Raw genomic sequence first — 21,889 nt, forward strand, 5'->3', positions numbered from 1 at the left:
ATATGTAAAATTAAAAAGCCAAATGAGAAGTTATTTTCATTTGGCTTTTTTAATATGAGATAGCTTTATTTTTTAGTGTGCCTCTAGCCAGTTTTGACCTACTCCTACTTCTACATCTAGAGGTACTGCCATTTTAAAGGCACTTTCCATTTCGGTTTTGATGAGGTTTTTGATGTCATCAAGCTCAGTGTTTGGAACGTCAAAAACAAGTTCATCGTGCACTTGGAGTAGCATTTTTGTTTTGTAATCACTGTTTTCTAGCTTCTCAAAAATATTAATCATTGCAATTTTAATAATATCTGCTGCGCTCCCTTGTATAGGTGCGTTTACAGCATTACGCTCTGCAGCACCACGCACAACACCGTTGCTTGAGTTAATACCATTAAGGTAGCGACGCCTATCTAGTACTGTTTTTACATACCCATTTTCTCTAGCGAAGTCTACAAGCTCACTCATATAGTTGCGCAGTTTTGGGTACGATTTATAATAGTTGTCTATAAGTTCTTTTGCTTCTCCTCGGGATAGGTCTGTCTGGTTAGAAAGTCCAAAGGCAGAGACGCCGTATATAATGCCAAAGTTTACTGTCTTTGCATTACTGCGTTGCTCTCTTGTTACCTCTTCTAGTGGTACATTAAAAACTTTTGCCGCTGTACTAGCGTGAATGTCTTCACCATTTGTAAAGGCTTGTATCATATTTTCTTCCTCGCTTAGAGCTGCTATAATACGTAGCTCAATTTGAGAATAATCTGCTGCGAGCAGTGTGTGGTTTTCATCTCTAGGGACAAATGCTTTACGTACCTGGCGGCCGCGTTCTGTGCGTATAGGGATGTTTTGTAGGTTAGGATTGTTAGAACTTAACCTTCCCGTCGCTGCTACGGTTTGCATATAGTCTGTATGTACACGACCATCTTGAGCAACTTGCTCTGGCAATGCATCTACATATGTAGACTTTAACTTAGATAGCCCGCGGTAGTCTAGTACTTTCTGGATGATATCGTGATCTTTTGCAAGGTATGATAGTACATCTTCTGCGGTTGAGTATTGTCCTGTTTTTGTCTTTTTAGGCTTGTCTACAAGCTTCATTTTGTCAAAAAGAATTTCGCCTAGTTGCTTAGGTGAAGATATTTTAAACTCTTCTCCAGCTTCTTCATAAATCTCAGAAGTAAGACGTTCTATATCTGCATTAAGATCACCAGATAAGCTTTCTAAGAAGTTTACGTCTAGGTTGATTCCTTCTACCTCCATTGCCGCAAGTACTCTAAGTAGTGGGATCTCAATGTCATCAAATAGTTTACGCGTGCCCGCTTCATCAAGTTCTTTTTCAAAGTGCTGTTTGAGCTGCAAGGTAATATCTGCATCTTCTACGGCATACTCCGTTTGCTGGTCTAGTGGCACGTCGCGCATAGACTTTTGGTTTTTCCCCTTTTTTCCTATCAGCTCTGTGATAGATACAGGTGTGTAGTTAAGGTAGGTCTCTGCCAGTACGTCCATATTATGACGCATATCTGGGTTAATGAGATAGTGTGCAAGCATTGTGTCAAAAAGTTTACCCTTAACTTTTACATCATACTTTGCAAGGACCTTAATGTCGTATTTGAGGTTTTGACCTATTTTTTCAATCCCCGTATGCTCAAAAAATGACCTTAATTCTTCTATAAGTGCTTGTGCTTCATCTTTACTTTCTGGAAACGGTATGTAATATCCCTTACCGGCTTCCCAAGAAAAAGCGACTCCTACAAGATCTGCCACAAGTGGGTCGAGCCCTGTAGTTTCTGTGTCAAAACACACAGAAGTTTGTTTGAGTAGGTTTTGTATAAATAGTTTTCGCGCAAGCGGGCTATCTATTGTCTGGTAAAAGTGCTGTGTATCGTTTATAGTCTTACGTGTAGAGGCATCTGCAACTGTTGCTGCGGTAGCGCCACCATCTCCACCAAAAAGTGAAAACTGTCCAGCACCTGCCGCAGTAGCTGCTTGCTTCTTTGCAGATGGGGTAGAAGATACCTGCGTGCCTTGCTCTGCCTCACCAGAAAAGATTTTTACAAACTGATCTTTCATACGTCTAAACTCCAGCTCGTCAAACTTCTTTGTGACCGCCTCTGCATCTGGCTCTGAGAGTTCATAATCTTTTGCGTCAAACTGTACATCACAATCTAGCATTATAGTTGCTAGTTGTTTAGAAAGAAGTCCTAGCTCTGCATTTGCAATAACCTTTTCTTTCATCTTGCCCTTGAGCTTATCTGTATTTTCAAGAAGCCCTTCCATAGAGCCGTATGCTGCTATAAATTTCTTTGCCGTTTTATCACCTACACCTGGAAGTCCCGGTATGTTGTCTGACGCATCCCCCATCATCCCTAGGTAATCTATAACTTGCTCTGGACGCTCTACTTCAAAACGCTTTTGCACCTCTGGGATTCCCCATATCTCAATACCATTACCCATACGAGCGGGCTTGTACATAAATATGTTTTCTGAGACTAGCTGTGCATAATCCTTATCTGGTGTAACCATAAAGACTTTAAAGTCTTCCTTTTCGGCCTGTTTTGCAAGGGTGCCTATTAGGTCATCTGCCTCTACACCTTCACGCTCAATAATGGGAATGTGCATAGCCTTAAGTATTTCTTGTATATGAGGTACCGCTATGCGTATCGCTTCTGGAGTTTCGTCACGATTTGCCTTATAATCTGCATAAGCTTCAACACGAGCAGAGCTTCCGCCCTTGTCAAAAGCAACAGCTAGGTGGTCTGGTCGCTCTCGTTTTATAACATCAAAGAGGCTATTTGTAAATCCCATTATAGCACTCACATCCATACCAGAACTTGTGATACGCGGGTTTTTAATAAGAGCATAATATCCTCTAAAAATCAATGCGTATGCATCTAGTAAAAAAAGTCGTTTTTGAGTATTTTCGGCAGTATTAGTCACTTGAGATGGGTTTTATTACGCTTTCGCGAAAGCGTAGTGCGATAAACTCAAATGTAAGAAGATGCATCCGGAATAGCGGGCACTGTTAATAAATTATACGAGGCTAAGAAAAAAATCATTTTTAAATACAATGAACTAGCGTCATTAAAACGAAGTAGAAAAAACCTAACATTTGGGAATAAAGAAAGCCAAGCAAAAATGCTTGGCTTTCACCCCAAATCATAATTGATTATTAAAAGTCAATTACAACAGTCTTAAATATTTTTCGCCCTAAGGCATATACAAATATATAACAATTCTTTGATTTGTTTATTGTTCCTTTTTAAAAGGATTAACAAGAATGTTAATTATATAGTTGAATTTCAAGGGTTAAAGATAGTAGATTTTTATAGTGACTACATTGTTAAAAATCCATAAATCTTTAAATGAGTAGTTGGTCGTCAAAAATATGCTTCACGTCTATTTATTAAGATAATTTTGGTTGTAGATTCAGCTTTTGTCACTATTGTAGTAGCTAGAAGTTATATTTTTATTCTCACCATTTTGATATTTCATCATTGTAAAACCTTTATGTATACAGTGGCTTCCTACCTCACCAGATTTATTTATGGCGATGTAGGCTATTTGAAAATCTTTATATCTAGGTCCCTTTTTTGTAATTCTTGTAATGGCTTCTTCGCAGGCTTTTTGGGGGCTCATTCCACCGCGCATCAACTCAACTATCAAGAAGCTTCCTACCGTTTTTAAAACCTCTTCACCCATACCTGTAGCCACGGCACCGCCCACCTCGTTGTCTATAAATAATCCAGAGCCTATAATAGGAGAATCTCCCACGCGACCCTTCATCTTATAGCCTAAACCTGAGGTTGTGCATACACCAGCAATATCACCGTCTTTATCTATAGCGAGCATTCCTATAGTATCGTGGTTTTCTATGTTAATCTCTGGTTTATAGTCACTAGTTTTGAGCCATTCTTGCCAGGCAATTTTACGCTCTTCTGTGAGTAGATTTTCTTTTTTAAATCCCTGCTGGTATGCAAACTCCTCAGCACCTTTACCTGCAAGTATTACGTGTGGCGTGTCTTCCATCACTTTGCGGGCCAGGGCAGCTACGTTTACAATATTTTCTACGGCAAGCACGGCGCCACAGTCACCCTCTGGATTCATAACACAGGCATCTAGGGTCACATTGCCCTCTCTGTCTGGAGTTGCGCCTATACCTACTGTGGTGTTTTCTATATTTTCTTCTTCGACGGCAACACCGGCAATGATTGCATCTAGAGCAGAAGAACCTTTGGTGAGTAATTCCCCAGCTTTTTCTGTAGCGCCAGAAAACCCCCAAGTACAGATAGCGATGGGTGCTGGTTTTTGTTGCGCTTTCGCGAAAGCGGAATTAGTATCCTTGCTGTTTTTGACATTATCATCACAACCAAGTATACTTGTTCCTGTAGCAATACCCGCCCCAGCTACCGCCGAACGGTTTATAAATTTTCTTCTATTCATAATAGGTGCATCTTACATCTTAAAAAGTTGTGTTCTTATACTCAGGTATAAAGTTTATTGCGCTCTGCCCACTCTGTCCAAGAACCATCATAAACGTAAGACTCTTGATCTGAAACTAGGTTAAAGGCGAGTAGAATAATGCAAGCCGTTATGCCAGAGCCACAACTAAAAATAATAGGACGTTTGTCTAGATGTAGGTCCTGAAATAGTTTTTCTAGTTCCTCTTTTGGCTTATAATATCCATTAGATAACACTTGGGTGTAGGGGAGGTTAAATGCGTTTTTTATATGACCGCTTTGTAAGTGAGCTCGTGGCTCTGGAGCTGTACCATTAAAACGCCCTTGTGATCTTGCATCTATGAGCTGGTACTCTTGTGAATTACAATTATCTACTATTTGCTCATAATGGTATATGGCTGCTTCGTTTTTATGTGCTTTAAAGGAAGTAGCAAGTTCTTTAGGTTGGTGAACTTCTAATGATTCAAATCCTGCTCCATTCCAGGCTGGTAGACCTCCATCAAGTACGGCTACAGTCTTATGACCCATTACGGTAAACATCCACCACACTCTAGGGCTGGTGAATATTCCTTTGCTGTCAAAAACAACGATTTGTGAATCTCTGGTGATACCAAGTTTTCTACACTCCTCTTCAAACTGTTTTTCACTAGGGAATGTGTTAGGATATGGACTTTTAGTATTGCTAAAGGTATTTTTAATGTCAAAATGAACTGCTCCTTTTATAGTATTGCCCTCATCATACTCTTGACTTGCGTCTAGTAGTATAAGGTTTTTGTCTTCTCTATGCTCTTTGAGCCAGTGTATGGTTGCTAAGGGTGTTGTCATTACTACTTAACTATAAGTTCATCTATAAATATCCAGCTTTTGCCATCATACGTGTGACCTAAGTGCCAGCTAGGTAAATCTCCTACCGTCTTTGCTATAACTTTTACGTATCTAGCTGCTTGCTCATCTTGAGATGCTGCTACCGTTTTAATTAAAGTCTCTTCACTTTCCATAGTTGCATCTATATCTTGGCTATAGTAGGGTGTAAAAGTGGTGCCATCTATAGAGGTAAAAAAGCTAACCTCAGTAGGGTAAAAAATCCAGCTGCGTTGGTCTTGTAAAAATGAGGTGGCAATTGCGTTTATATTTTTTACTTCTCCTAGATCTAGTGTAGCAATTACATCTTGATTATTATATCCTTGCCAGGTGCCAGATCTGTATTCTTTTGAACCTCTTATGCCATCTATTAAGGCATTCTCTCCACCTGCACTGTATTCATTTGCATAAGTAGTCTCGAGGGTCACTTTATAAGCATTATTTATTTTATGAAAAGGGGTGGCGATTGTAGCACTTTTGCCGTGTCTTGAAATGGCATAAGTACGTAACTCTGTATCTGATGTTATGGTAATAGGTTTTCTGTAACGTTTAAAGGTCTCGCCGTCTTCTTTAAGAGCAAAGTATATCTCTGCATCTTTATCTGTAGACTGTAATGCGACGGTTGTATTTTTTGTAAAAGTAATATTGCCACTTGCAATAAACGGTGCAGCTACAATGAGATGTTCTGTTATGGCAGTTTTTGGGCTGTGCGCTGGATGCTTACCCCATCTACCAGGAGTGCTAGACATATCAAATTGCAAAAGACCACCAGCCATAATATCTTTATGGTTTATGTAAGAGTAGGGGTGTGCCTTACCATTAATAGAAGCATTTTTTATATGGATATTAGTGTCAGATACATTGCTGGCCTCTATGGTAAAATTATTGCCATTTTCTAGATAAATCGTGGCTTTGTCAAAAAGAGGTGTGCCTATGGCATATGTGTTGCTTCCTGGTGTCACTGGGTAAAACCCTAGCGAGCTAAGTACATACCAAGCACTCATCTGGCCACAATCTTCATTACCAGAGATACCGTCTGGAGTGTCTTTATACATAGTAGTAAGAATCTCGTGCACACGCTTTTGAGTTTTCCACGGTTTATGAATATAGTTATAGAGATACGCCATATGATGACTAGGCTCATTACCGTGTGCATACTGTCCTATCAAGCCTGTGATGTCTTGCTGGTGCCTTCCAGAAGTTTCTTGCTGGGCTGTAAAAAGTGCATCTAGCTTTTTATCCATCGCTTTTTTGCCACCCACAAGATCTATAAAGCCACTTACGTCTTGGGGTACATAAAAGCTGTATTGCCAAGAGTTTGCCTCTGTGTAATTAAAGTTTACCTCGTAGGGGTCAAATGGCGAGAACCAGCTATTGCGCATTCTACCTCGCATAAATCCTGATTTTGAGTCATATACATTCTTATAGTTTTGTGCTCTTTGGATATACGTTTTATAGCTTTCTTCGTCACCTCTTTCTTGAGCCATTATGGCTATAGTCCAGTCATCATAGGCATATTCTAACGTTTTTGAAACAGACTCTGCTTCCATTTCTGTGGGTATAAATCCATATTTTTTATAGGAGTCTAGACCTAGTTTATCTTGTGATGCGCTATGTAGCATCGCCTCAAAGGCACGATCTGTATCGTAGTCTCTTATGCCTTTCATATACGCATCTGCTATAACTGGCACGGCGTGATAGCCTATCATACAGCCTGTGTAATTACCAGAAAGATCCCATATAGGCATTATGCCACCCTCATCATATTTTGCAATAAAGGTGTTTATAAAATCATTTGTGCGCTGTTCTTCTATAATGGTGTACAGCGGGTGTGCCGCGCGATATGTATCCCAAAGTGAGAAAACACTATAGTAATCAAAATCTGTAGTTTGATGAATCTCTAGATCCATACCTCGGTAGCGACCGTCTATATCTTGATAAATATTAGGCGCAAGCATCGTGTGATAGAGCGAGGTGTAAAAGTTAGTTTTATATGTTTTGTTGTCTGTCTCAACGATAATTTTTTCTAGTTGTTTTTTCCAGGTACTTTGAGCAGTTGCCTTTACTTGCTCAAAGGTTTTGTTACCTATCTCAGTTTCTAAGTTTTGTTTTGCACCCTTCTCATCTACTGCAGAGATTCCTATTTTTATGATCACAGGCTCATTGCTAGGATTCTCAAACTTAAGAGCCACTTTGTTGCTTTTAGACTGTGAGTCTTTAATGTATTTAAAAGGGTGTGAGGTTTTGAGATAGTAATAAAGTAATTGTTTTGAGGCCCACGCCTTACTGTGACGATGGCCTTGAATTTCCGTATATAGTTTCTGGTCGTCATTTTCTTTAATGACTTCCCAAGAGGCGCTTAGCACTTCGTCTCTGTGATCAAGATCTATGATGAGGTAGTTGTTGAGGGAGTCCGCTTTCGCGAAAGCGTATTTATGAATACCACTACGTTGAGAAACCGTAAGCTCCACGTCTATATTAGTACTATCTAGGTGTACTTTATAATATCCCGGTTGGGCAATTTCATTATCGTGAGAGAAGTGATCACGATATCCTTTTTTACCATTTGCGCCGTTATTAAAAAGTATGGTGTTAGACGGCATAAGTAAAATATCACCGTAGTCTGAAACGCCGGTCCCGCTTAAGTGTGTATGGCTAAAACCATAGATGTACTCATCATCATAGTGATAACCGGAGCAGCCATCCCAGCCGTCTAGTCTTGTATCTGGACTTAATTGCATCATTCCAAAGGGCATTGTCGCACCAGGGTATGTATGCCCGTGACCACCTGTGCCTATAAATGGATTTACATAATTTATAAGCGCTTGGTCCTTTTGTGCAGGAGTGGTCTCAGTAACGTGTTTACACGAGGTAATAAATATTGCTGCAATTAATAAGGTAAGTAGGTGACGCATTTGCAAGGATTGGTTTGTGTCTAAGATAATAAAAGCCCTAAAGCTATACGAGATAGCTCTCGCAAAATTTGACAGTGGTTTTAGGTTTAGTACCTTTAGTATATGAAAATTGAGGTCTGTGCAAATTCATTTGAGAGTGCTCTAGCGGCGCAAGATGGAGGTGCACATCGTATTGAGTTATGCGAGCAGCTTAACATAGGAGGTGTAACACCTAGTCACTCACTTATTGAGAAGGTGATGCAAGAACTATCAATAACATCTTTTGTGCTTATACGACCACGCGCTGGTAATTTTATATACTCAAATAGCGAGTTTAAAACGATGCTGCGTGATATTGCTTTTGCAAAGTCTATGGGTGTGCAAGGTATTGTTTCTGGCGTGCTGCTCAGTGATCATACAATAGACATTAAAAGAACATCACAGCTTGTAAAGGCTAGTGAGGGAATGTCTTTCACTTTTCATCGTGCGTTTGATCAAGTGCTTGATCCTGTAAAAGGTCTAGAGGAGCTTATAGAGCTAGGCGTAGATCGCATTCTTACTTCGGGTCAAAAACCAGATGTTATTGAGGGGTTTGATGTTTTGAAATCATTACGCGAGCAAGCTAAGGAGCGCATTGTTATTCTGCCAGGAGGCGGAGTTTCAATTACAAATGTTGAAAAATTTTTAGATGCTGGTTTTAAAGAAGTGCACGGCAGCTTTCGCGAAAGCGCAATAGAAAACTCTTCACATCAACAACGCATAAAGAAAGAAAAACATACAAATCAACAGACTATAAAACAACTCATCAAACTCATCAAAAAATGAAATCAAATCATATTAAAATAGCACTAGATTGGACGCCTAATATAAATCATATAGGGTTTTTTGTGGCGCAAGCACAGGGCTTTTACAAAGAAGAAGGACTTGAAGTGGCTATAGAAAATCCCGCTGCAGATAATTATGAACTCACCCCAGCAAAGAAGGTAGAGCTCGGTCTAGTAGATATGGCATTGTGCCCTACGGAGAGCTTGTTTAGCTACCGTACAAAGGCAAGCCCTTTTCCGCTTAAAGCGGTTGCTGCTATCTTGCAAGAAGATGCTAGTGCTATTGTGGTTAAACGTGATAGTGGTATCGCATCTCCTAGTTCTTTAGATCATAAAACTTATGCATCTTACAAAGCACGATATGAAGATGAGATCGTAAAACAAATGATACGTAATGATGGTGGTGAGGGAGTGCTAGAACTCGAGTATCCAGATAAGCTGGGTATTTGGGATGCGCTCATTGCAGGAACTTATGATGCTACCTGGGTGTTTTTAAATTGGGAAGGCGTGCAGGTGCAAGAGAGGGGTGATGACTTCACCTATTTTAAAATGGCAGATTACAAGGTGCCATACTCATACTCACCAGTAATAGTTGCAGATGAAAATAAAATAGTGGCACGTAAGGAAGCTTACCAGGCCTTCCTTAAAGCTACTGCTCGAGGCTATCTATATTGTAAGGAGCAACCTGAGGAGGCTGTTGCTATACTCGCTACACTTGTGCCCGAAAAGGATAAAGAGATAGATCTTAAAAAGTCATTACAGATGTCTTTAAAAGCATTTGGCACTGGAGATTCTTGGGGTAAAATGGATCAGGGAGTTATAACCACTTTTTTAGAGTGGTTATATGACAAAGGTCTTGAGACAAAACCCATAGAGGCCAAAGCCATTTTTACAAACGAGTTGCTGTAAAAGTAAAAAAGCTGCAAATATCATATTTGCAGCTTTTTTATACTTTATATATGCTTAATCGTTAAGTTTAAGAACCGCCATAAACGCTTCTTGTGGTATCTCTACATTACCCACAGCACGCATACGTTTCTTACCTTTTTTCTGTTTTTCTAGAAGTTTACGCTTTCGCGAAATATCACCACCATAACACTTAGCCGTTACATCTTTACGTAGTGCTTTTACCGTCTCACGAGAGATGATTTTTGCACCTATCGCAGCCTGTATAGGAATATCAAACTGCTGGCGTGGGATAAGTTCTCTTAATTTCTCACACATACGCTTACCTATATCATAAGCATTGTCTTGGTGTAAGAGTGCAGATAGTGCATCTACCGGCTGCCCGTTAAGAAGTACATCTACCTTAACCAGTTTTGAAGCCCTCATACCTATAGGAGAGTAGTCAAAACTCGCATATCCCTTTGAAACTGTTTTAAGACGATCATAAAAATCAAAAACAATCTCTGCAAGTGGCATATCAAAAGTAAGCTCAACACGCTCTGTTGTTAAGTATGTCTGGCTAGCTATTTGACCTCTTTTTTCTATACATAATGACATTACAGGTCCTACAAAGTCAGACTTTGTAATAATGGTTGCTTTAATAAAAGGCTCTTCAACACGATTCATACTAGATGGATCTGGAAGGTCTGATGGATTATTTACTAAAATAATATCATCTGGATGTTTATTTGTAAACGCGTGATAAGATACGTTAGGTACTGTTGTGATAACAGTCATATCAAACTCACGTTCTAATCTTTCTTGTATAATCTCGAGGTGTAACATCCCTAAGAATCCACATCTAAATCCAAAACCTAATGCCGCCGAACTTTCTGGCTCAAATACTAGAGAGGCATCATTAAGCTGTAGTTTTTCCATTGAGTTGCGTAGCTCCTCATAGTCCTCCGTGTCTACAGGATAAATACCTGCAAATACCATAGGCTTTACGTCTTCAAAACCTGCAATGGCGTTTTGTGTAGGGTTCTTTGCGTCTGTAATAGTATCACCTACTTTTACCTCACGGGCATCTTTTATACCTGTGATAAGGTATCCTACGTCACCCGCTTTTATTTCTTGCTTAGGTGCTTGTGTGAGTTTTAATGTTCCTACCTCATCTGCACCATACGTGTTTCCAGTAGCGACAAATTTTATTTGTTGGTTTTTTCTAATAGAGCCATTTATTACTCTAAAGTATGTTTCTACTCCTCTAAAAGGGTTGTAAACACTATCAAAAATAAGCGCTTGTAGTGGCTCATCTGGATTCCCCTTTGGAGCAGGTATGCGCTCTATTACTGCGGCAAGAATTTCTTCAATACCTATACCTGTTTTTGCAGATGCTGGAATTACTTCTTCTGCATCACAACCTAGTAGGTCTACAATATCATCTGTTACCTCTTCTGGATTTGCACTAGGTAAATCAACTTTATTAAGTACCGGTATGATCTCTAGATCATTCTCTAGTGCTAGATAAAGGTTTGAGATAGTTTGTGCCTGTATACTTTGTGCTGCATCTACTACTAGAAGCGCTCCTTCACAAGCGGCTATACTACGCGATACTTCATATGAGAAATCTACGTGACCGGGTGTATCTATGAGATTTAGAATGTAATCTTCGCCTTTGTATTTATACTCCATCTGGATAGCGTGGGACTTAATGGTAATACCGCGCTCACGTTCCAAATCCATACTATCTAGTAATTGCGCCTGAGCTTCACGTTTTGTAACTGTAGCGGTCTCATCAAGGAGACGGTCTGCTAGTGTACTCTTACCGTGGTCAATGTGCGCAATAATGCAAAAATTTCTAATATTCTTCATAGTCATAGCAAATAGGGTGCAAATATACGGCTATTAAGAGCTATTTATTTCTCAGTAAAATAGATTTTGTGTATTTGGTCGAAAATTCTTAAAATTATGTGAAATGTTTTTGAAAGAGGTGTTACTTTTAAAGCTCTAAAAATTAGCATTATCCGACCTGTTATCATACTGTTGATGTTTTTTTGCATCTCATCAATCATCGCCCAAAACATACGTATACAAGGAGTTGTAAACACTTCTCAAAACAGCCCCATTGCCTTTGCAAATGTTGTACTACTTGACGAGGAGCAAAAGCTGGTAAAAGGTACTATCACAGAAGAGGACGGTTCCTTTAGTCTAGAAAATCTCAATACAGGCACATACCACCTTACAGTTAGTTTTGTAGGTTATGACGACCAAAAAATTGAAAGTATACTACTAGAGAAAGACACAACTTTAAGACCCATAGTGCTTAACGCAAGTCAAGAAAGTCTAGATGAAGTTGTGCTTACTTCAAAAAAACCAACTGTTGTACGCAAAGCAGATAGACTTGTTTTTAATGTGGAAAATACCATACTATCATCAGGTAATACGATGGATATTTTAAAAAGAACTCCGGGAGTAGTTGTAAATCAAGAAGAGATTACAATTAGAAATGAAGGAGTTACTGTGTATCTCAATGATAAGAGAGTGCAATTGAGCGCAGAAGAAATTCAAGATCTTTTAAGTAGTCTCTCTGGTGATGCTATACAATCTGTAGAGGTAATTGCAAATCCACCAGCTAGATATGAGGCAGAAGGAGGTCCCGTACTTAATATTATTACTTCAAAGGTAGTGTCTTTAGGCTATAAAGGAACTGTTTTTGCTAGAGGAACTTACGGCATTTTTCCAAAACATTCTTTTGGGACGTCACAGTACTATAAAAATGAGAAATTGAATCTATTTTTTAATTATAGTTTCAACCCGCAGAAGTCCTCTTTTATGAGTGACAATTTTATAAACTATAGAACTGCAGATGAACGTATAAACTGGCTTCAAGATTTTGAACGTAAAAACTGGTCAAATGCTCATAACGCAAATCTTATTATGGATTATAAGCTTAATGAGACTTCGCAGTTAAGTTTTTCGGCTGTGGGTTTATATTCACCAGGTATTTATGATTACTCAAGATCTATAACAGATGTTACTTCATCTATAGAAGATCCGTACACGATTAGAACCTCTAGCGGATTAAATGGAGAGCGCACTAATATTGCGCTAGATGCAAAGTATACCAAGACGCTTAACAATGGATCATTGAGTATGAATGTGCATCATACTAATTTTTCGCGAAAGCGTGATCAATCTTTAAATTCTCGATATATAGATGCTACTGGAGAGCAGTTTAGAAATGTGCGTTTTACGAGTGACTCTTTTCAAGATATTGAGATTTATACAGGGCAAATAGACTATGCAACGACTTTAGGGACTGTTGCTTTAGAACTGGGTGCAAGAACGTCTATTATAGATTCTAGATCTGTGATTAAATTTCCAACTATTGTAGATAGTGGTGCGTCAGGCTTGCAAGAAGCACAAGATGATGATTTTCTATATGATGAAGATATTGTTGCGGGTTATGTTTCTGTGGCAAAAGATTGGGATAAATGGAGTTTAAAAGCTGGGTTGCGCGCAGAGCAAACTAACTCAAAGGGAACTTCGCTTGCGCTTAACGAGATTAACGATTTGGATTATCTAGAATTTTTTCCAACTGCATATGTGCAGTATGCTCCTGTTGAGAATCATAGTTTTAGCTTGGACTACTCAAGAAGAGTAGATAGGCCTAGGTATCAAGATTTAAACCCATTTGCCTACTTCTTAAATGAAAATAATTTTGATCAAGGTAATGCACAGTTAACTCCAGCTTTTAGTCATCGATTTAATTTTAATTATACCTTAAAAAGTGCTTACTCTTTTGATCTCTATTATCGTGATAATGGAAATGAGATATTAAGGCTTCCTTTTCAAAATAACGATGCACAAGTATTGCGTACCTCAAATCAAAATGCATTAGGTAGTAAATCTTGGGGTCTCGACTTCACACACGGTAGAAGTGTTTCAAACTGGTATTATTTATACACTTACCTAAGTGCCTTTCACGAGGAGGTTACTTTCCTTGCGCAAGAGAGTGGCAATGTTGCTCAAGATAATAAGGTAGATGGAGTGTATGCATACATTGGTAATTACCTCACACTTAGTAAAGATAGAAGTTGGACAGCAGAGGTGAGCGCAGAGTATATTTCTAAATTTCTAGCTGCAAGCTATATTCAAGACCGGGTGATTACATTAAATGCCGGTGTACAAAAGAAGTTTTGGAAAAACAGAGCGATACTTAAAGTAACTGTAAATGACATACTAGGGGAGGCAAATGCTTTGCTTACCTCTCAATATCTTAACCAAGACAATGCTTATTTCGCTGTTCCAGAGACACAAAACTTGCAAGTAGGCTTTACCTATAAGTTTGGTAATTTCAAATTGCAAGATAATAATAGAGCTCTTGAGATTGATGAGTTAGAACGACTTAAAGAATAATCATCTTTTGAGTAGTAGCCCTTCATCTAAGCAGCGTGTTTTTGGGCTTGACTTAATGCGAGCAATCGCGATTCTTGCCGTTTTAGGATCTCACATTTTATATATTTTTCCCGAGCAATATGGAGGTGTCATCCCGCTACTACAATTAGGGGGAGTGATGGGTGTAGAGATCTTTTTTGTGCTGAGCGGCTATTTAATAGGGTCTATATTGCTTAGGCTATTTGTAAAAGAAGATTTTGGGATGAGCGATGTTAAGTATTTTTTAATACGCAGGTGGTTCCGTACGTTGCCTAGTTATTACCTCGCTTTAGTTCTCAATATTTTGCTAGTTATTGCGATAGGTAGACAGCTTCCAGAAAATATACCTTACTACTTTCTTTTCCTTCAGAATTTCTCTTCAGGGATGGAGGTGTTTTTTACAGAGTCGTGGAGCTTGCCAGTAGAGGAGGTGGCATATATTATAGGGCCATTGTTATTATATGTTGTGGTTTACGCTTTCGCGAAAGCAAAAAAAGAAACCTTATTCCTGCGCAGCACAGTAGCAGTCATAATCGTGTTTCTTATAACTAAATTACTCTACCATTTTACCACACCAACACTTGATGCACAACAGTGGAACATAAATCTAAAGGCAGTAGTCATCTACCGAATAGATGCGATTTATTATGGTGTGCTGGCAGCATATCTATCTCATAAATACCCAAAACACTGGCTTAAGCACAAACAGTTATTATTTGCTTTAGGGGTAATATTGTTTTTTGGGTTTCAGTTTGTTTTAGGAAAATACAGTTTAGATCCCGTGGCTGCATCATTTATTTGGGACGTGATTTATTTGCCTCTTACTTCGATTGCTATCGCTCTTACCTTGCCAGTACTTTCTTCTTGGCAACAAGCGCCTAGATTTATAGCTGTGCCCATACGTTATGTGAGTATAACCTCATATGCGGTTTACCTCTTGCATTATGGGTTATTGTTGCAGGGTATGCGATGGGTTTGGCCTATAGAGTTGTTAAGTTTTAATGAGAGAGTGGGTTATGCAGCGATATACTTTATACTTTTATTTATAATATCAGGGTTGTGGTATCGTCTTTATGAAAAACCTATGACAGACCTACGAGACAAGCATTTTATAACGAGTAGGTATAAACACTAAAAAGAAGTTACCTTTGTGCCAGATTAAATTATTTGAGTTCTTTTGTGCGTGATACGTATTAAGGGAATAAGGCAAGGAAATTAAGTATGGCAAAAATAGGAGATATAGATGTAGGAGATTTTCCGCTATTACTAGCACCAATGGAGGATGTAAGTGATCCACCATTTAGAGCGTTATGTAAAGAACAGGGGGCAGATGTTGTATATACAGAGTTTATATCTAGTGAAGGGTTGATACGTGACGCTGCAAAGAGTGTGATGAAACTGGATATTTATGAAAAAGAACGTCCTGTAGGTATTCAGATTTTTGGAGCAGTAGAGGAGTCTATGTTGCGCAGTGTTGAGATTGTAGAAGCGAGTGGGCCAGATATTATTGATATTAATTTTGGTTGTCCAGTCAAGAAAGTTGTGTCAAAAGGAGCTGGTGCTGGTATTTTAAAAGATATAGACCTTATGGTTAAGTTAACCAAGTCTATGGTAGAGCATACCAAGCTGCCTGTTACTGTAAAAACCCGCTTAGGTTGGGATCACGACAGTATAAAGATTGTTGAGGTTGCAGAGCGTTTACAAGATGTAGGTTGTGCTGCAATATCTATACACGGTCGTACACGTGCACAAATGTATAAAGGTGATGCAGACTGGAAACCTATTGCTGCAGTAAAGAATAATCAAAGAATGCACATCCCAGTGTTTGGCAACGGAGATGTAAACTCTCCAGAGCGTGCTGTGGAGATGCGCGATGAGTATGGTCTTGATGGAGCGATGATAGGTCGTGCAAGTATAGGCTACCCGTGGTTTTTTAATGAAGTAAAGCACTTTATGAAAACAGGAGAGCATAAAAAGCCACCTACCCTAGTAGAGCGCGTTGAAGCTGCACGACGTCACCTAGAGATGTCTATAGCCTGGAAAGGAGAGATACTTGGCGTGTTTGAAACAAGAAGGCATTATACAAACTACTTTAGAGGGATTCCACATTTTAAGGAATACCGTATGAAGCTAGTAACTTCAGATAAAAGTGAGGATGTCTTTGCTGCATTAAACCTTATTGAAGAGAAGTTTGCAGGTTACGAGTTTGTCTAGTTTGAGCTTATAAATTTCTTATTTACTCTTGAGGCTGCAAGTCTAGCGCTTAAAAAGCCTAGTATCACTATTGTTGCATATACGATTACGATATTTACTAGTTCAAATTTTACTGGGTAGGGTAAACTCTCTGTAATTGGTATAAAGCCAAACTGCTGCTGTATTAAAATTAGAATTGCACCAAGTATAATCCCTACAGCGCCACCTAGAAGAATCATCAGTGCGCCTTGCGTAAATATAATCATACGTATAGATGCTAGAGATGCGCCTAGATCGCTTAGTGTTTTAATGTGCTTGCGCTTATCTACTATAATCATAATAAGACTCCCTATAAAACTAAAAAGAGCTATTATGAGTACGAGCGTACATATAAAATAGAGTGCGAGGTTTTCAGTATTGAGCATCTTGTAGAGGGCATCATTAAGCTCGATTCTGTTTTTTATGATCACGTTGTTATTGAGTAACGAGCTTATCTTTTCGCGTAAGCGGTCTTCGTCTGTTTCTGGAGATAATTTAATCTCAAGTGTACTTATCTTATCTTCTGGGTAACCCAGTAGTGCGCCTACAAAGTCAATATTTGCAAAAATATGATCATTGTCAAGTGTCTCGCCGGCTTGAAAAACTCCACTCACCACTGCCTTTGATGAGTTAAAAGCTTGTGTAGGGTCTGTGATTTGTCCCGTACCAGGTTTTGGTGTCATTATAGAGAGCAGGCTGCTATAGTCTGTGAGGTTAACAGAGAGCCTTCTTCTTACAAGATAGCCCATAGCTACTGCTGGCTCACCTAGAGTAGGCCAGTTTCCAGCAAAGATGGTGCTATCTATTTGAGTAACGTTGAGGTAATTTTCATCTACTCCTTTTATAAAGCCCAGTGAGGTTTTACCCTCGTGCTCGAGGTATGCACGTTCTTCTATTACTTTTGAGTATGCTTGTATCTCTGTAAATGAGGCGAGCTCCTTTTCTTGAGTAGGAGTGAGGGTGATTGTTTTGCCAGTAGTGGGTAGTACTTTAATGTCTGGGTCTATAATAGACGTAATAGAGAGATTAAACTCCTTAAGCCCAGAAAAAGCAGAGAGCACAATAAAAAGAACCATCGTGCCTAAAATGATACTCCCTATAGATATGTAGGTAATTATGTTTACAGCATTTGTACCACTTTTTGATACAAGGTAACGTTGCGCTATATAGCGGGCAAACTGCATTTATATTTTCTTTCTACGAGCGAGTAAACTTGGATCTTCTAGTGGGTTGTCACCACCTTTAAGAGAGCGCTCTATACCATCTAGGTACTCTAGCGTGTCATCTATATAGAATTGAAGTTCTGGCATACGTCGCAGTTGGTGACGTGTGCGCTGTGATATGTTATGACGTATGATAGGTTTTACTTGATTTACCTCTTTAAGTATCTCAGTAGCCTTATCATTAGGAAAGATGCTCAAGTATACTTTTGCAATAGATAAGTCTGTAGGTACCTTAACCTTAGTTACAGACACAATAATGCCTCCTTGACCGCTGTCTCTAAGTGCGTTTTGAAGCACTTCTGCAAGATCTTTTTGAAGAACACCTGCTACTTTTTTCTGTCTGTTTGATTCCATAGACTGCAAAAATACGTTTTTTTGATATGTATTACTTTTGTCAAGCCTTGATATGCGGTATTTAACGTTGTATTATGGTTTTTACGCTTTCGCGAAAGCGTAATTCAAACATTTATAGTTCAGAAAATAAGATATGAATAAGATAGAACACATAGGTATAGCTGTTAAAAATCTTGAGGCGGGCAACTCGCTTTATGAAAAACTACTGGGCGTACCACATTATAAGATTGAGGAAGTTGCCTCTGAAGGGGTGCGTACATCTTTTTTTAAAACAGGTCCTAATAAAATAGAGCTTCTAGAGGCGACAAACGATGATAGTGCAATCGCTAAGTTTATAGAAAAAAAGGGAGAAGGAATACATCACATAGCCTTTGCGGTAGAAAATATTGTAGAGGAGATGGAAAGATTAAAAAAAGAAGGGTTTATTATTCTTAACGAAAAGCCTAAGAAAGGTGCAGATAATAAGCTAGTTGCGTTTGTGCATCCTAAAACAGCGGGTGGTGTTCTTATAGAGTTATGTCAAGAAATTAATAATTAGCAAAGAAAAGCTTTGTTAGGGTAAAGATTTATTATAAATTTGCACCCGTTTTCAACTTCTATTAGATTAGAAAACATAGAAAACAACGGTCCCATAGCTCAGTTGGTTAGAGCATCTGACTCATAATCAGAGGGTCCTTGGTTCGAGCCCAAGTGGGACCACTTAGTAAACCTCGCAAACATAAGTTTGTGAGGTTTTTTTATGCTTTATAATGAGAGATGTTCTAATCTCTGTAAAACGTGTTTTTTGGTAATTTATCTAGATTAAAGTATGTGTATACCCGACGAAAAGCACAAATTCTCAATTTTTATTCAAATATCTTAAAATGTATTATCTGTCTTAAGTATTTAAGATATTATGGTTTATTTAACTGATTTGCAGTGTTTTGTAAAATTTTTTAACTAAAATTTATGTTGGTTTTGATATTGTAGGAGGTAAAAAATTCTAAATATTTATACTTTTTTTAACGTAATTACTCATTTTATCGATAAAATACGTATTATTGCCGATGTAATACACAATTACAACCTACTTAACCCTCATTAAATTAGTATTAATTTAACTAGTTTAAAACATTTTATATTTGAATTATTATGAGCCCCAAACTCAGAAATTTCATTACAACAGCCCCCCTTTTATTAATGGGGATAAGTGCGTTTGCTGGTAAAGAAGCACCGCCTCCGCCAGGTAGAACCCCTCTACCTGGGCTTATTGCGCCCATAGATGATCACCTCCCGTTATTACTTATAGGAGGTCTGCTACTAGGTGCGTATTATATGTATAAAATTAAAATGAAAAAGGCTAGTAGCCCTCAGTAAGTCTTTTTACATACTTGCCTATAACATCAAACTCAAGGTTGACACGCGTACCTACTTTAAAGTTTTTAAAGCCTGTATGCTCGTAAGTATATGGTATAATTGCTACACTAAAAGCTCCTTCTTTTGAGTCTACAACAGTGAGGCTAGTGCCATTTACAGTAATAGAACCTTTTTCTATCGTGACATTTCCTAGTGAGGTGTCGTAGGTAAAGGTGAATCTCCAGCTTCCATCTTCTTCACTTATAGCTGTGCAGGTTCCTACTTGGTCTACGTGACCTTGTACAATATGACCGTCTAGTCTTGCGCCTAGTTTCATCGCGCGCTCTAGGTTTACAATATCGTTTACAGCGAGATCGTTGAGGTTTGTTTTATCTAGCGTTTCTTGTATGGCTGTGACCGTATAAGTGTCTCCATCTATACTTACTACTGTAAGACATACGCCGTTATGTGCTACACTTTGGTCTATTTTGAGCTCATTTGTGATTGCACTTTTTACTTTGTAGTGTATATTTTCTTGATCCTTAGTGATTGATACAATAGAGGCGAGATCTTCAATAATACCTGTAAACATAAATGGTTTTTATTTGGTTACTTTTGTGTTACAAAAATACAAAACCCGAAAGGCATCAAATGAATAAACAGCAAAAAGTACGTGTAGGGATTTCTATAGGAGATTTAAATGGTATAGGCGCAGAGATTGTAATCAAGACGTTTTCTGAGGCAATGATGTTAGATTTTTGTACGCCTGTAATTTTTGCTTCGGCAAAGACGCTTTCATATATAAAGAAAGAACTGGGGCTTCAAGCAGAGTTTTATGGGATAGACGCTTTCGCGAAAGTGTTAGATAATAAGATTAATGTCTTTAACCTGTGGAAAGAGCCTGTAAGTATATCTTGGGGAGAGGCTACAGATATTGCGGGTGATTATGCACTCAAGTCATTTACAGCAGCAACAAAGGCGCTTAAAGATGGAGATATAGATGTGCTGGTGACGGCACCTATAAACAAAGCAAATATCCAGAAAGAAGATTTTGCTTTTCCTGGTCATACAGATTATCTTGCTGAGGAGCTTACTGGTGATGCTATGATGCTTATGGTGACAGATACATTAAAAGTGGGGCTTCTTACAGATCACGTAGCTGTAAAAGATGTGGCAAGTAATATCACACCAGATGTAATAAAAAAGAAAGTAAATACACTATATAAATGCCTGCAACAAGATTTTGGGGTAGATAGGCCTAAAATAGCATTGCTAGGTATTAACCCTCACGTGGGGGATAATGGTGTAATAGGTGATGATGATGATAAAGTGCTTATCCCTACCTTAGAAAAAATGAGAGCTACAGGACAGCTTGTTTATGGTCCTTATGCGGCAGATAGTTTTTTTGGTTCTGGTAACTATAAAAATTTTGATGCTATTCTTGCTGCATATCACGATCAAGGTTTGATACCATTTAAAACCTTATCATTTGGTAAAGGTGTTAATTATACAGCTGGGCTAGATAAGGTGAGAACATCTCCAGATCACGGTACGGCTTATGAGATAGCTGGTAAGGGTGAAGCAGATCCTGGTTCTTTTAGAGAAGCTGTGTATGCGGCTATTAATATTTATAATAAAAGAAAAGAATACCAAGAGATAACAAAAGATATACTCAAGGTGTCGCCAAAACGCGCAGGAAGAGAGCGTGCAGGTAGAGGCCCAGCAAGAAAGTAAGTGTAATATAGTTGTGCAATGCATTAATCATATAGCTGTTAGATTAATTTTTTTAATTCTTAGCTATTGTGATTTAAAAAATTATGTATCTTTGCACGCTCCAAACGGATGATGTGATGAAAGAATTAAAACTATACACTATACAGTACGTAGGTTTAAAAGAAGGAGAGCATACGTTTGAGTACACGATTACAAAATCGTTCTTTGATCTTTTTAACTATGATGACTTTAACGATGCAAGCGTTGAGGCTACACTTCTCTTAACAAAGAAGTCTACCTTTATGGAGTTTGATTTTAATATCTCAGGAACAATCAATGTAAATTGTGATGTGACAAATGAGCCTTATAATCAGCCTGTAAGTGGAAGCTATGAGCTTGTAGTTAAGTTTGGTCAAGAGTTTAATGATGATATTGAAGATGTTCTTATACTCCCATTTGGAGAGTATGAAGTAAATGTCGCTCAGTATATTTATGAACTTATTGTGCTGTCTATGCCTAATAAAAGGGTTCACCCTGGTATAGCAGATGGAACATTAAAGTCAGATATTTTAGAAAAGCTGGAAGAATTAAGTATTCCAGACCAAAGAGCAAAAGAAGAGAAAGAAGAGACAGATCCTAGATGGGATTCGTTAAAAAAACTATTAACAGATAAATAAGAGTACGTA

Annotated in this window: 17 protein-coding genes and 1 tRNA gene; 10 read left to right on the top strand and 8 right to left on the bottom strand. The window is 38.4% G+C overall.

Features of this window, described 5'->3' with window-relative positions:
- Positions 1-72 precede the first annotated feature (72 nt).
- The 4 genes from polA to ABVM49_RS06945 all read right to left on the bottom strand — a co-directional run bounded on the left by polA (position 73) and on the right by ABVM49_RS06945 (position 8,218).
- Entirely contained in the window at positions 73-2,922 is a 2,850-nt protein-coding gene (gene polA / locus ABVM49_RS06930) for a DNA polymerase I (RefSeq protein WP_405203590.1), read from the bottom strand.
- Positions 2,923-3,411: 489 nt separating this feature from the next.
- A complete protein-coding gene (locus tag ABVM49_RS06935; RefSeq protein WP_405203591.1) occupies positions 3,412-4,425 on the bottom strand; it encodes an isoaspartyl peptidase/L-asparaginase family protein in 1,014 nt (337 codons plus the stop codon).
- A gap of 41 nt (positions 4,426-4,466) precedes the next feature.
- Complete coding sequence (locus tag ABVM49_RS06940) at positions 4,467-5,267, bottom strand: sulfurtransferase (protein ID WP_405203592.1); 801 nt, start codon at positions 5,265-5,267, stop codon at positions 4,467-4,469.
- A gap of 2 nt (positions 5,268-5,269) precedes the next feature.
- Positions 5,270-8,218: a GH92 family glycosyl hydrolase gene (locus tag ABVM49_RS06945; protein WP_405203593.1), complete on the bottom strand. Its 2,949-nt coding sequence runs from the start codon at positions 8,216-8,218 to the stop codon at positions 5,270-5,272.
- 102 nt (positions 8,219-8,320) lie between these two features.
- Between ABVM49_RS06945 and ABVM49_RS06950 the strand changes: the two genes are divergently transcribed.
- Positions 8,321-9,022, top strand: a complete 702-nt coding sequence (locus ABVM49_RS06950; RefSeq protein WP_405203594.1) for a copper homeostasis protein CutC — start codon at positions 8,321-8,323, stop codon at positions 9,020-9,022.
- Entirely contained in the window at positions 9,019-9,930 is a 912-nt protein-coding gene (locus ABVM49_RS06955; protein ID WP_405203595.1) for an ABC transporter substrate-binding protein, read from the top strand. The genes ABVM49_RS06950 and ABVM49_RS06955 overlap by 4 nt, the downstream gene beginning before the upstream one ends.
- A 54-nt stretch (positions 9,931-9,984) precedes the next feature.
- Here ABVM49_RS06955 and lepA read toward each other — a convergent pair whose 3' ends face one another.
- Entirely contained in the window at positions 9,985-11,781 is a 1,797-nt protein-coding gene (gene lepA, locus ABVM49_RS06960; protein WP_038597376.1) for a translation elongation factor 4, read from the bottom strand.
- Between the two features lie 174 nt (positions 11,782-11,955).
- Here lepA and ABVM49_RS06965 point away from each other — a divergent pair, with 174 nt between their 5' ends.
- The 3 genes from ABVM49_RS06965 to dusB all read left to right on the top strand — a co-directional run bounded on the left by ABVM49_RS06965 (position 11,956) and on the right by dusB (position 16,560).
- On the top strand, positions 11,956-14,328 hold the full coding sequence (locus ABVM49_RS06965) for an outer membrane beta-barrel protein (protein ID WP_405203596.1): 2,373 nt from the start codon (positions 11,956-11,958) through the stop codon (positions 14,326-14,328).
- A 7-nt stretch (positions 14,329-14,335) separates the two neighbouring features.
- Positions 14,336-15,481, top strand: coding sequence for an acyltransferase family protein (locus tag ABVM49_RS06970; RefSeq protein WP_405203597.1), 1,146 nt, complete (start codon positions 14,336-14,338; stop codon positions 15,479-15,481).
- Between the two features lie 86 nt (positions 15,482-15,567).
- Positions 15,568-16,560, top strand: coding sequence for a tRNA dihydrouridine synthase DusB (gene dusB / locus ABVM49_RS06975; protein WP_035328796.1), 993 nt, complete (start codon positions 15,568-15,570; stop codon positions 16,558-16,560).
- On the opposite strand, the gene ABVM49_RS06980 is transcribed toward dusB, so the two are convergent.
- Both ABVM49_RS06980 and rbfA read right to left on the bottom strand, forming a co-directional pair.
- Positions 16,557-17,762, bottom strand: coding sequence for an FtsX-like permease family protein (locus ABVM49_RS06980; protein WP_405203599.1), 1,206 nt, complete (start codon positions 17,760-17,762; stop codon positions 16,557-16,559). The genes dusB and ABVM49_RS06980 overlap by 4 nt on opposite strands.
- On the bottom strand, positions 17,763-18,155 hold the full coding sequence (rbfA, locus tag ABVM49_RS06985; RefSeq protein ID WP_021778132.1) for a 30S ribosome-binding factor RbfA: 393 nt from the start codon (positions 18,153-18,155) through the stop codon (positions 17,763-17,765).
- Positions 18,156-18,288: 133 nt separating this feature from the next.
- Between rbfA and mce the strand changes: the two genes are divergently transcribed.
- The 3 genes from mce (at position 18,289) to ABVM49_RS07000 (ending at position 19,511) form a co-directional block, all read left to right on the top strand.
- Positions 18,289-18,693, top strand: a complete 405-nt coding sequence (gene mce, locus ABVM49_RS06990; RefSeq protein ID WP_405203600.1) for a methylmalonyl-CoA epimerase — start codon at positions 18,289-18,291, stop codon at positions 18,691-18,693.
- A gap of 87 nt (positions 18,694-18,780) precedes the next feature.
- Positions 18,781-18,854, top strand: a tRNA-Ile gene (locus tag ABVM49_RS06995).
- Positions 18,855-19,286: 432 nt separating this feature from the next.
- Positions 19,287-19,511 carry a hypothetical protein gene (locus ABVM49_RS07000; RefSeq protein WP_152594948.1) on the top strand — a complete coding sequence of 75 codons (225 nt, stop codon included), beginning with the start codon at positions 19,287-19,289 and terminating at the stop codon, positions 19,509-19,511.
- On the opposite strand, the gene ABVM49_RS07005 is transcribed toward ABVM49_RS07000, so the two are convergent.
- A complete protein-coding gene (locus tag ABVM49_RS07005) occupies positions 19,495-20,082 on the bottom strand; it encodes a riboflavin synthase (RefSeq protein WP_405203601.1) in 588 nt (195 codons plus the stop codon). The genes ABVM49_RS07000 and ABVM49_RS07005 overlap by 17 nt on opposite strands.
- A gap of 59 nt (positions 20,083-20,141) precedes the next feature.
- On the opposite strand from ABVM49_RS07005, the gene pdxA reads away from it, so the two are divergent.
- The gene (gene pdxA, locus ABVM49_RS07010) at positions 20,142-21,224 is read left to right on the top strand and encodes a 4-hydroxythreonine-4-phosphate dehydrogenase PdxA (protein ID WP_405203602.1); all 1,083 of its coding nucleotides are present in this window, start codon (positions 20,142-20,144) and stop codon (positions 21,222-21,224) included.
- Between the two features lie 116 nt (positions 21,225-21,340).
- A complete protein-coding gene (locus ABVM49_RS07015; RefSeq protein WP_405203603.1) occupies positions 21,341-21,880 on the top strand; it encodes a YceD family protein in 540 nt (179 codons plus the stop codon).
- Positions 21,881-21,889 lie beyond the last annotated feature (9 nt).

The organism is Dokdonia sp. LLG6352-1 (assembly GCF_045055815.1).
Taxonomy (GTDB): Bacteria; Bacteroidota; Bacteroidia; order Flavobacteriales; family Flavobacteriaceae; genus Dokdonia; species Dokdonia donghaensis.